Genomic DNA, 11,884 nt, shown 5'->3' with positions numbered 1-11,884 from the left:
TGCACTGCGCCATAATTGGCGTTTACGTAAACGTCAACCGGCAGTCCCGCACCCCCTCTTCGTGGAGGGGGTGCGGGTTCTCACGCGACCCGCCGAACCTCGGCGACGATCTTCTGTGCGGCGTCGCCCAGATCGTTGGCCGCGACGATCGGCAGCCCCGAGTTGGCCAGGATGTCCTTGCCTTCCTGGACGTTCGTGCCTTCGAGGCGGACGACCAGCGGCACCGACAGATTCACTTCCTTCGCCGCCGCGACGATGCCGTCGGCGATGATGTCGCACTTCATGATGCCGCCGAAGATGTTGACGAGGATGCCCTTCACGGCGGGGTCCTTGAGGATGATCTTGAACGCCGCGGTGACCTTTTCCTTGCTCGCGCCGCCGCCGACGTCGAGGAAGTTGGCGGGGAATTCGCCGTTGAGCTTGATGATGTCCATCGTCGACATCGCCAGACCCGCGCCGTTCACCATGCAGCCGATGTTGCCGTCGAGCTTGATGTAGGCGAGGTCATATTCCGACGCCTCGACCTCGGCCGGGTCTTCCTCGGTCAGGTCGCGCAGCTCGGCGAGGTCCTTGTGGCGGAACATCGCATTGCCGTCGAACGCGACCTTGGCATCGAGGACGAGCAGTTCGTCGCCATTCGCGCCTTCGCACACCGCGAGCGGGTTGATTTCGATCTGCTCGGCGTCGGTCGCGAGGAAGGCGTCATAAAGCCCGGCGAGCACTTTCGCGGCCTGCTTGGCGAGGTCGCCCGACAGCCCGAGCGCCGCGGCGACGCTGCGGCCGTGGTGCGGCTGCAGGCCCGTGGCGGGGTCGATGGTGATGGTGTGGATCTTTTCCGGCGTGTCGTGCGCGACGGTTTCGATGTCCATGCCGCCCTCGGTCGAGGCGACGACCGCGACGCGGCTCGAGCCACGATCGACGAGCAGAGCAAGGTAGAATTCCTGCTTAATGTCGGCGCCGTCGGTGATGTAGAGGCGGTTGACCTGCTTGCCGGCTTCGCCGGTCTGGATGGTCACCAGCGTGTTGCCGAGCATGTCTTTGGCGTGCGCTTCGACCTCTTCGATCGTCTTGGCGAGACGGACGCCGCCCTTCGCGTCGGGGCCGAGTTCCTTGAACTTGCCCTTGCCGCGGCCGCCCGCGTGGATCTGCGATTTCACGACATAGAGCGGCCCGGGAAGCTGCTTCGCAGCGGCGACGGCTTCTTCAACACTCATCGCGGCGATGCCCTTGGGGATGGCGACGCCAAATTTTGCGAGCAGTTCTTTCGCCTGATATTCGTGGATGTTCATGAGGTCTGCCGGGCCTTTCGAGTCTGGGGCGGGGAGAATTGGCGCCGCCTAAGCACAAGTTCGCAGGCAAGGCTACCCCCGGGGCGACAAGAGATTCTTTCCGCTGGGCCGAGCAAACCTACCCTTCGTCATCCTGGCGCAGGCCGGGATGGCGATCGCGGTTCAGCCAAAAGCGCACACCGCCGCCGAACTCGTCGTCACCGCCAATATCTCGGCATCCTTGAGCGCGCGGACCTTGTGCAGGAATTGATTGAGCGACAGGTCGCTGGCATTCTTGTCCTTGAGGCTGGCGAGCGAGCCGATCCGTCGCAGTTGCACCAGCGACAGCCGGTCGACCATGCGTTCGGCCATGCAGCCCGCGACGCGCTGCGACAGGCCGGCATCGACGAGCCCCGTGCGCAGCCGCGTCTCGGGGGTCGCGCAACCCGTCAGCGTCAGCGCCACCAGCACCGGACCCAGCAACAGCTTTTTCATCGCTTTATCTTCCATGAAATTCAGCGACCGCGCGCGACACCGCCTGCATCGTCGCCATTCGCGCCGGGATCGGCGACGTCGCCTCGCCCATCATCACCACGATCGCATAACGGGTGCCGTCGGGGGCAGTCGCGATGCCGATGTCGTTATACCCCACGGTCATGCCCTTGTAATCCTGGCCGGTACCGGTCTTGTGGAGGAAGGTCCAGCCAGCGGGCAGCCCGGCCTTCAAGCGCTGCGGCCCGCTCTTGGTGCGGCTCATCACGCCCAGCATATATTGGGTCGATTCGGGCGACAGCAAAGTGCCGCGCGCCAGCCGGGTGAGCGCGCCTGCAATCGCAACGGGGCTGGCGCCGTCGGGCGGATTGGCGCGATAGGCATCCATCGCCGCCTTGCGCGTCGCCTCGGGCAAGGCCGCGCGCGCGGTCTGGAAATTGCGCGCGTTCGAATAGCTTTGCTGCCATTTGAGGCCCGCCGTGCCGGCCTGCAGCAGCCGCTCGCCGGGACCGAAGCGGATCGCGCCGAGATCCTTCTTGTCGATGAAGCGCCGGATCGCGTCGGGACCGCCGACGGTGCGCAGCAGGCTGTCGTTCGCGGTGTTGTCGCTGTGGGTGATCGCGGTTTCGATGAGGTCGCGGACGGTCATCGTCACCGCCCCCTGCGACTGGACGCGCGCCGCGATCGGCTGGTGAAAGACGGTGAGATCCTCGGGGCCGATACGAACCTTCTGGTCGAGGCTGAGCCGGCCGTTGTCGACCGCGTCGAGGACGGTCAGCGTGACCCAGAATTTCGATACGCTCTGCTGTGGAAACAGTTCGGCGCCGCGCTGGGCGAGCGTCCATTCACCGTCGATCCGCTGCACCGCGATTCCGGTCTTGCCGGGAAAGGCTTTCCAGATCTGGAAGATTCGGTCGTCGAGACCCGCCGGTGCACGGCGGAAGCCCGGGTCAGCGGGAAGCTGCGGCGTCGGCGTCGAACTGCGCACCGGCGGCCCGATCGGCACGCTGACCGCGCCCGGGGGATTTTTGGTCGGCGGCACCGCGCGCGGCGTTGGCACCACGGCAGCACTGCTGACGCAACCCGCGAGCACCATGGCTCCCATCAGAACCGCGAACGCCGCCTTGCCCGAAAAATCGACTTTCATTCAAACCCCGAAGCGACTGCGACCGTCATTCTATCCCGGCCTTTTTGGCCGGTTTCACCCGTCCCGCACCGGGTGTGCGGCGACCAGCGGTTTGCGACGAACGATTCCTTGCGCACGATGAGCGGCGGAACCTTTCGCCGGATCAGGGGGCCGGGGTGGCCCGCACGAGATTGGGATAGAGTCGCTTGAACGCCGCGAGCTTCGGGGCGTCCCAGCGGACGATGTAGCCGTTCGACGGATTCCGCTTCATGAAATCCTGATGACCGGCCTCGGCGCGATAGAAGGTCTTGTAGGTCTCGACCGGCACGACGATCGGCTTGGCGAAAAATTTGCCCTTGCCGATCTGCGACAGATAGGCGGTCGCGACCTGGCGCTGGGTCGCGTCCATCGGCACGATCGCGGCGCGATATTGGGTCCCCGTGTCGGGACCCTGGCGATTCTTGAGCGTCGGGTCGGCGACGACCGAAAACAGCACGCGCAGCAGGGTGCCATAGCTCACCTGCGTGGGGTCATAGACGATCCGTACCGCCTCGGCATGGCCCGACTTGCCGTCGTGGGTCAGCTCATATTTCGCGGTCGCGGCGCTGCCGCCATGATAGCCCGATTCGACCGAGACGACGCCCTTGACGTTCGAAAACACGCCCTCGACGCCCCAGAAGCAGCCGCCGGCGAGCACCGCGGTCGCGCGCTTCGCCTTGACCGCCGGATCGACCGCCGCCGCGGGCAGCTTGACCACCGTCTCCGCCTGCGCCGGCCAGACATGGGTGAAGATGACGACCCCCGCCAGCGCCACGATGACGTGGCGGGCGAAATTCATCCGGATCGGTTTCACAGCGTCATCGCGAGCGCCGGCTGCTGCATCATCACGAGCAGCCCGCCGATGGCGAAGCCTGCGAGCATGGTCGGAAACCAGTCGGAGCGAATCATGGAGAGCATCGGTTTGTCCTGTCATATCTATCGTTCGTGGCCGAAGCCTTGTTGGTTACACCGAACGATATGACGCGCCCCGAGCCGTCGTGCAGTGACGTGGGTCACCTTTAGGCGGCAGGCCTTACTTTCCGGTGAACCGGCTGGTTGTCCGGGGTTCAGAAACAGCTGCCCCTCCCGCCTGCGGGAGGGGAGCAAAATCAGCTCAGCGCCGCGCACGCCTGCTGGATGCGCACGCACGCCTCCTTCAGCACCGCTTCCGACGTCGCATAGGACACGCGGAACGCCGGCGACAGACCAAACGCGCCGCCGTGCACCGCCGCGACCTTGGCGCTGTCGAGGAAATAGTCGATCAGCGCCTCGTCGGTGTCGATCAGCTTGCCGTCGGGGGTCTTCTTGCCGATGCAGCCGCTGGCGTCGGGATAGACGTAAAAGGCGCCGTCGGGGGTCGGGCAGTTGAGGCCGGGCGCGTCGTTGAGCATCGCGACCACCTTGTCGCGGCGCTTCCGGAACGCGGCGTTGCGGTCGTCGAGGAACTGCTGCGGCCCGCCGAGCGCGGCGGCGGCGGCGGCCTGCGCGATCGAGCAGGGATTCGACGTCGATTGCGACTGCAGCTTGGCCATCGCCTTGATGATCCACGCCGGGCCGGCGGCATAGCCGATGCGCCAGCCGGTCATCGCATAGGCCTTTGAACAGCCGTTCACCGTCAGGATGCGATCGGCAAGGTCAGGGCAACGCTGCGCGAAGGTGGTGAAGGCGAAGTCGGCGTACCAGACATGCTCGTACATATCGTCGGTCATCACCATGACGTGCGGGTGGCGACGGATCACCTCGCCGAGCGCGTCGAGTTCCTCGCCCGAATAGGCGGCGCCCGACGGGTTCGACGGCGAGTTGAACATCACCCAGCGCGTCTTTTTGGTGATCGCCTTGTCGAGCTGCTGCGGGGTGATCTTATAGTTTTGTGCCGCCGTTCCTTCGACGATCACCGGCGTGCCGCCGCAGAAGGCGACGATGTCGGGATAGCTGACCCAATAGGGCGCGGGGATGATCACCTCGTCGCCCGGATCGACCGTCGCGACGAGCGCGTTGAACAGGGTGTGCTTGCCGCCGACGTTGACCGAAATCTGGTCGAGTCCGAAATCGAGCCCGTTGTCGCGGCGGAACTTCCCGCGGATCGCGTCCTTCAGCGCGACGGTGCCATCGACGAGCGTATATTTGGTCTGGCCGCCCCGGATCGCCTCGATCGCGGCTTCCTTGACGAAATCGGGCGTGTCGAAATCGGGTTCGCCGGCGCTCAGGCCGATGACGTCGACGCCCTCCGCTTTCAGCTTGGTCACCCGCGCGGTCATCGCGAGCGTCGCCGAAGGCTGGATGCGGCCGAGCGCGGCCGAGACATGGGGCGGAAAGGTCGACATGGAAAGCGTCCCCTGATTGGCACTGGAAGCGAGCGATTTGGCAGAAAATTGCGCGGGGCCGCGCCTAAAGCTTCCGCCCGCAAATCGCAAGGCGATGCGGGGATAATTTACCTATGCAGGCCTAAACTCCGCCCGTCATCCCGGCGACTGGGTTTGAGCCTCGCCCGCCAGCCGCGCCGGGATCAGCCCGCGCAAGCTGTTGCCGATGAAAAAGCCATCGGCAAGGTCCGCGAGGCGCAGGTGCGATTCGACCGCGCGCCCTTTCTCGATCAGTTCGGCGCGCAGCACCCCGGGCAACAGCCCGAGCGACAGTGGCGGGGTGAGCAATTGCCCGGCGCGCTCGACGAAGATGCTGCTCCAGCTGCCCTCGGTGACGAAGCCAGGTTCGTCGACGAACACCACCTCCGCCGTTCCGGCCTCGCTGCGTGCGGCGTCGAAGGCGGCGCGCAGGCTGGTCTTGTGGACGAGGCGGAAATCGTCGGCAGCCATCGGCGCCGGCCGTACCGCGACGGGGACCGGCAGTTCGGCGAGGCGCGGCAGCGGCGACACCTCGACCGCGAGCGCGCCCGACGGCGCCAGCCGCATCCGCACTCGCGCCGCGCTGCGCAGGCGGAACGTCGCCGATTGCAGGACGTTGCGCGCGCCGTGCCGGTCGAAGGTGAAGCCCAGCGCCGCCGCGCTCGCCTTCATCCGCGCCAGATGCCCCTCAAGCCGCTGCACCCCCTCGACAGGATCGAAAAGCATCGTTTCGATCAGGTCGAAACTTTCGCGCGCTGCCCCCACAAATTCCCCCTTGGCCAGACACTCCCGCCATTCCTCCGACGGCAGGCTGTCGGCGACGATGCCCGATCCCAGTCCCAGCGTGGCGCGAATCGGGCCATCCTGCAAGCCGGATAGCGGTGGACAGGCGGCCGGAAACACAAGCGTGCGGATCGCGACGTTGAACGCCGCGTCACCGCCGGGCTCGATGAAGCCGATCGAGCCGGTGTAAAGCCCGCGCGGGCTCGCCTCCAGTTCGTCGATGACCTCCATCGCGCGCACCTTCGGCGCGCCGGTGATCGATCCACACGGGAAGGCGGCGCGCAGCACGTCGACCGCGCCCTTGTCGGCGGGCAAGGTCGCGGTGACGTCGGACACCAGTTGATGGATCGTCGGAAAGCTTTCGACGCGAAACAGGTCGGGCACCGCGACCGACCCCGGCCGCGCGACGCGCGACAGGTCGTTGCGGATCAGGTCGACGATCATCAGGTTTTCGGCGCGCTGCTTGGGGTCGGTGGCCAGCGTGCGCGCGGCATGGGCATCGGCGTCGTCATCGGCCAGCCGCGCCGCCGTCCCCTTCATCGGTCGCGCCATCGCCTCGCGTCCGCGCAAGCCGAAGAACAGCTCGGGCGACAGCGACGCGATCGCCTGTTCGCCGGTCCAGATAAAGCCGCCATAGCCCGCGCGTGCCGTCCGCCGCAGCCGCGCATAGACCGCGAGCGGATTACCGATGACCGGCACCGCGGCCCGAAAGGTCAGGTTCGCCTGATAGATGTCGCCGGCGCGGATATAAGCCAGCACCGCTTCGACCGCGGCCTCGTAATCGGCGCGCGCGATTCCCGGTTCGACCGCGCCGATCCAGCTCGCCGCCGGATCGGGCAACCGCGCCGGTACGGCATCGGCGTCGATCCGCTCGACCCGCTCGAACAGGCCGAACCAGCCGAGCGGCGTGCCGTCGCCTGCGGGCGCACCGCCGCGCCACGCCGGCGCCAGCCCCTTGCCGCCTTCATAGACGAGATAGCCCGCGACATGCAGCCCGCGCGCTGCCGCCGCCTCGACCGCGTCGAGCAGCGCGGGAATTTCGGCGGCGCCGTCGGCGTGCAAAATCTCGACCGGATCGGCGAACAGCCGCGCCGCCACGGCATCCTCGACGCGCGCATCGTCGAGCAGGACGAAGGGCGCGCATCCCGGGCCGGGGAGCGGCAAGGCGGCGGCGTCGGTCATCTCCGTCCCGGCGGGTCGCCCCCGCCGTCCGCCACGATCAGCGGTCGCGCTTCATGCGGATGGTGCGGCCGCCATCGATCGTCGCGAAATAGCTGCCCATCGTCGCGGTCTTGATCTTGACCTTCTGCCCCGGCTTCGGCTGGCGCGGCAATTTGGTGGTGTCGATCTGCACCCACACCGCATCGTCCTCCATCACCAGCGTATATTTGCCCGACCGGTCGATGCTCGCGGAACGGATCGTCGTTTCGATTTCCCTGATCTCGTCCTCGTCGCCGCCGAAAATCCCGCCGAGCTTGGGGAAGGAGAAGCCGAACAGCCCGCGCCGCGTCTTCTTGGCGGTCTCGCGGTCGGTGAAGGTGATTTCCTTCGCCTGGTCGGCCGCCGACAGTTCGCCGACCTCGCGGTCGAAACAGGCAAGGCGCGCCGCCGCATCGCCGATGTCGCGGCACGCGTAAAGTTCCTGAATCTGCGTCGGAAGCGGCGGCGGCGCCTTGTCCCTGGCGACGGCCGGAACCGCCATGGCGGTCGCGATAATGGCGAGCGGCGCGATCAGCCGGAAAGACGGATGCAGCATCGAAACCCCCTGAAATATGGCGTGCGGACGATATCGCCCCTGCCTAGCCGCCGCGCCGCCGCGCCGCAAGCTGGCCCTGTTGCGACACTGGCTTGCTTACCCTAGTGTCAGGAAGCTTCCCCCCGAGCAAAAGGATCTGGCATAGAGATGGATAGCGGTTTTTCCTGGTCGACGAATTACAACCACCCCACGCCCTGGGACCAGGATTTCCCGCCGCTCTCGCTCCCCGACATGCTCGCCGCAAGCGTCGCGAAGCGCCGCGATGCGCCGATGCTCGATTTCATGGGACGCCATTTCAGCTACAACGAGGTCGCGCACGGGGTCGCCCGCGTCGCCAGGGGCCTGCAGGAACGCGGCATCGGCAAGGGCACGCGCATCGGCCTCTTCCTCCCCAACGTCCCGCATTATGTCGCGGCCTATTATGGCGCACTCGCCGCCGGGGCGACGGTGGTCAATTTCTCGCCGCTCTACACCGCGACCGAACTCGAGGCGCAGGTCGAGGATTCGGGTACCGAAATCCTCTTTACGATGAGCGCGACCGCGCTGCTGCCGACCGCCTTGAAGGTGCTCGACGGATCGAGCCTGAAACAGTTGATCGTCGGGTCGGTCGCTGGCGGATTGCCCGGCGCCAAGTCGCTGCTCTACCGGATGCTGCGCCGCAAGGAGGTCTCGGCGCTGCCCGACGACAGCCGCGTCACCCGCTTCTCGGCGCTGGTCGCCAATGACGGCCATTACGAACCCGCAACGATCGATCCCGAAACCGACGTCGCGCTGATCCAGTACACCGGCGGCACCACCGGCACGCCGAAGGGCGCGATGCTGACCCACCAGAATCTCACCGCCAACGCGCGGCAGGTCAACAGCATCGACCCCGATCACGACGCCGACGACCGCATCCTCGGCGTCCTCCCCTTCTTCCATGTCTTCGCCAACACCTGCGTCCTCAACCGCACGGTGCTCAACGGCGGCATGATCGCGATGCTGCCGCGTTTCGATGCCAAACAGGCGCTGGAGGCGATCACCCGCACAAAAACGACCGCGCTGCCCGGCGTGCCGACGATGTATCAGGCGCTGCTCGACCATCCCGACCTCGCGAAGACCGACTTCTCCAGCCTGCGCGTCTGCATTTCGGGGGGGGCGCCGATGCCCGCCGAGCTCCGCGAGAAATTCGTCGCCGCCACGGGCGCTTCGCTGGTCGAGGGCTATGGCCTCACCGAAAGTTCGGGCGTCGTCTCGACCAACCCCTATGCCGGCCCGGTCAAGGCGGGGACGATCGGCCAGCCGCTGCCCGCGACGCACATCCGTCTCGTCGACAAGGAAGACCCTATGAAGGACGCCCCGGCGGGCGAACCGGGGGAACTGGTCGTCAAGGGCCCGCAGATCATGCGCGGCTATTGGAACCGCGCCGACGCCGATGGCGACAGCTTCACCGAAGACGGCTGGCTGCGCACCGGCGACGTCGCGGTGATCGACGAAGACGGCTATGTCCGGATCGTCGACCGACTGAAGGACATGATCGCGGTCGGCGGCTTCAAGGTCTACCCCAGCGTCATCGAGGCGCATCTCTATGAACATCCCGCGGTCAAGGAAGCGATCGTCCTCGGCGTCCCCGACGCCTATCGCGGCGAGGCGCCCAAGGCGTTCGTGACGCTCGAGGACGGCTTCGACGTCTCCGGCGAAGCGCTCGCCGCCTGGCTCAACCCGCAGCTCGGCAAGCATGAGCGGGTGAACGCGGTCGAGGTGCGGCTGAATTTGCCCAAGACGATGATCGGGAAGCTCGATCGCAAGGCCTTGCGGGCGGAAGAGGGGGCGTGAATTTTGCCGCCACCCTTTTTCTTCGTCACCCCCGCGAAGGCGGGAGTGACGGGAGGGCGCGACTTGTGACAATGAGACATTGTAACCTTTGTCATGATATGCCATATCCACCATCGCAATTGCCCCAACGGAGAATCGGGTGACCCACGTCGCCAGCCACGACCATGCCACGACGCGCCTCGGCGCGCTGGTTCGGGCTGCGCGCGATTCGAAGCCGCTGACCTCGCTGTCGGGCGACCAGCTGGCGATGGGCCTGTCGGGGCTGTGCCTCGTCCACTGCCTCGCGACGACGGTCTTTTTCGCCTCGATCGCCTCGGTCGGCGGGGTGATGTTCGACAATCACCTGTTCCACGAAGTCGGCCTCGTCGTCGCGATCGGCTTCGCGCTGATCACGCTCGTCTCGGGTGTGCTCAGCCATGGCTATATGATGCCCTTCGCGGTCGGCAGTTTCGGGCTGGGCATGATGGGCGGCGCGCTGTCGCGGCCGCATGACGGCAGCGAAGTGCTGGCGACGATGATCGGCGTCGCGATCGTCGCGCTCGGCCACGACCTCAACCGGCGGGCGCGGCACTAGCGCGCCGAAACGGACCGGTCCGCCGCTTGCGGCACCCCCGCAAAGAGCCTACATTGTGCCCAGTTGGGCAGATTGGCGCGCGCCATTTCGGCCACGCGCATAAGGAAACGCCGATGGGCAAGCATGATCATCCGCACGTCGAGGCCAGTGGCGCCTCGCTCGCCAGTGCCGCGCAGACCGCGCTCGAGGCTGCGGGCGAAGCCTGGACCGACATGCGCGCGCAGATTTTTGACGCCGTCGCCGAGATCGGCAAGCCCGCCAGCGCCTATGAAATCGCCGACATCGTGTCGAAGAACCGCGGCAAGCGCGTCGCGCCGAACAGCGTCTATCGCATCCTCGACCTGTTCGTGGCGAACAACCTCGTCCGCCGGGTCGAAAGCGCCAATGCCTTTGTCGCCAACAGCCATCCCGGTTGCCTCCACGACTGCATCTTCCTGATCTGCGACAGCTGCGGGTCCGCCGTTCATATCGACAACGACAAATTGTCCGACGGCGTCCGCGCCGCCGCCGACGCGACCGGCTTTGCCGCCGAACGCCCGGTGATCGAAGTGCGCGGCAAATGCGCCGAGTGCCAATAGGGCGCCCCGATCGCACCCCGCCGGACCCGTAAATGGCTGGCGGGGGGCTCCATCGCTGGATCGAGGCGCAGCGCACGCGCCCGCCCGCCCCGACCCGCTGGTGGGTGCTGACCGTCGCGATGGGGGCCGCCATGCTCCTGTTCGGCCTTCACCTCGGGCGGGTCTTCCCGGCCGATGCCGCGGCGATCCACCCCGGCTATGGCGCGCCGGTCATCGCCTTCGAATTCGCACGCGGCGAGGCCGATCTGTTCGCGGTCTTCGGCACCAGCGCCGATCCGTTGCAGGTCGCCCGCCTCGCCGCGATGCGCGCGGGCAACGAGCAGGACTATCTGTTCATGCTGCTCTACGCCGCCTTCCTCGGCAGCGGCTGTTTCGCGCTGTGGCGCGAACTCCGGCTGCGCTGGCTGCTCGCCGCTGTCGCCCTGCCGATTTTCGCCGCGCTCTGCGACGCTTATGAGAATTGGCTGCTGTTCGACATCCAGGCGGCCTTCACGCTGGGCGATTATTCGCCCGCCATGGCCAGCCTGCCCTGGCCGGTCGCGGCCAAATTCCTCGCGCTCACCCTGACCAATGTCGCGATCGGCTATGCCATGGTGCAGATGGGGCGATGGTGGCAGTTCGCCGGCACGCTTGTCCTCATCCCCACCCTCGCGACGATCATGGCGTTGATCGCCCCCGCCGCCTTCGGCTGGACGCTGACCGCGGTGATCGGCGCCGGCTGGTTCGCGCTGCTCGTCATGGCGGCGATCGGCGCATGCTACGCGCTGGTTCGCCGCGAGCCGCTGGTCAATTTCGATCCCGAAACCCCGCACCGCCGCGCCGCCGATCGCGACGAACCCGAAATTTCGCTGGCGCCCGGCAAGCGCCGCCATTTCGGGCGCCGAAAGGAAGATATTTAGGGTCCGTACTCCCTTACAGCACCGTCGAGGTTTGAGGCAAAATGGCCCACTGCGAGGAGAGAAGGCGAAGACATATGTCAATATTTCGAGACTTCTCGACGAAGCAATGGGCCATTTTGGTCAAATCCCTTCGGGACGTCCAAATGGCTTCCATCTCGAACCGAAAGCCGCTTGGAAAGGCAACCAGCCTTCCCGGCGCACCTTTCGGTCCG

At 66.4% G+C, this 11,884-nt stretch carries 11 protein-coding genes; 4 read left to right on the top strand and 7 right to left on the bottom strand.

What is annotated here, in order from left to right; all coding sequences use genetic code 11:
• Positions 1-80: 80 nt before the first annotated feature.
• The 7 genes from sucC to AC07U1_RS08385 all read right to left on the bottom strand — a co-directional run bounded on the left by sucC (position 81) and on the right by AC07U1_RS08385 (position 7,806).
• Positions 81-1,289, bottom strand: a complete 1,209-nt coding sequence (gene sucC, locus AC07U1_RS08415) for an ADP-forming succinate--CoA ligase subunit beta (RefSeq protein WP_187141015.1) — start codon at positions 1,287-1,289, stop codon at positions 81-83.
• 162 nt (positions 1,290-1,451) lie between these two features.
• On the bottom strand, positions 1,452-1,763 hold the full coding sequence (locus AC07U1_RS08410) for a hypothetical protein (RefSeq protein WP_187141014.1): 312 nt from the start codon (positions 1,761-1,763) through the stop codon (positions 1,452-1,454).
• 4 nt (positions 1,764-1,767) lie between these two features.
• Positions 1,768-2,907, bottom strand: a complete 1,140-nt coding sequence (locus AC07U1_RS08405; protein WP_187141013.1) for a serine hydrolase — start codon at positions 2,905-2,907, stop codon at positions 1,768-1,770.
• Positions 2,908-3,049: 142 nt separating this feature from the next.
• Positions 3,050-3,724 carry a peptide-methionine (S)-S-oxide reductase MsrA gene (gene msrA, locus AC07U1_RS08400; protein ID WP_187141012.1) on the bottom strand — a complete coding sequence of 225 codons (675 nt, stop codon included), beginning with the start codon at positions 3,722-3,724 and terminating at the stop codon, positions 3,050-3,052.
• A gap of 310 nt (positions 3,725-4,034) precedes the next feature.
• Positions 4,035-5,249, bottom strand: a complete 1,215-nt coding sequence (locus AC07U1_RS08395) for a pyridoxal phosphate-dependent aminotransferase (protein WP_495176843.1) — start codon at positions 5,247-5,249, stop codon at positions 4,035-4,037.
• Positions 5,250-5,384: 135 nt separating this feature from the next.
• A complete protein-coding gene (gene pabB, locus AC07U1_RS08390) occupies positions 5,385-7,232 on the bottom strand; it encodes an aminodeoxychorismate synthase component I (RefSeq protein WP_495176844.1) in 1,848 nt (615 codons plus the stop codon).
• 37 nt (positions 7,233-7,269) lie between these two features.
• The gene (locus AC07U1_RS08385) at positions 7,270-7,806 is read right to left on the bottom strand and encodes a hypothetical protein (RefSeq protein ID WP_495176845.1); all 537 of its coding nucleotides are present in this window, start codon (positions 7,804-7,806) and stop codon (positions 7,270-7,272) included.
• 147 nt (positions 7,807-7,953) lie between these two features.
• Here AC07U1_RS08385 and AC07U1_RS08380 point away from each other — a divergent pair, with 147 nt between their 5' ends.
• The 4 genes from AC07U1_RS08380 (at position 7,954) to AC07U1_RS08365 (ending at position 11,672) form a co-directional block, all read left to right on the top strand.
• The gene (locus AC07U1_RS08380) at positions 7,954-9,621 is read left to right on the top strand and encodes an AMP-binding protein (protein WP_495176846.1); all 1,668 of its coding nucleotides are present in this window, start codon (positions 7,954-7,956) and stop codon (positions 9,619-9,621) included.
• Positions 9,622-9,760: 139 nt separating this feature from the next.
• On the top strand, positions 9,761-10,195 hold the full coding sequence (locus AC07U1_RS08375; protein WP_082544899.1) for a MerC domain-containing protein: 435 nt from the start codon (positions 9,761-9,763) through the stop codon (positions 10,193-10,195).
• 113 nt (positions 10,196-10,308) lie between these two features.
• Positions 10,309-10,773 (top strand): Fur family transcriptional regulator, encoded by a 465-nt coding sequence (locus AC07U1_RS08370; protein WP_056345603.1) that lies wholly within the window; start codon positions 10,309-10,311, stop codon positions 10,771-10,773.
• A gap of 32 nt (positions 10,774-10,805) precedes the next feature.
• Positions 10,806-11,672 (top strand): hypothetical protein, encoded by an 867-nt coding sequence (locus AC07U1_RS08365; RefSeq protein WP_495176847.1) that lies wholly within the window; start codon positions 10,806-10,808, stop codon positions 11,670-11,672.
• Positions 11,673-11,884: the final 212 nt, after the last annotated feature.

Source organism: Sphingopyxis sp. GW821-FHT02C12, assembly GCF_059421785.1.
Note: the sequence above shows the minus strand (reverse complement) of the source record. Positions and strands in the feature narration are given on the sequence as shown.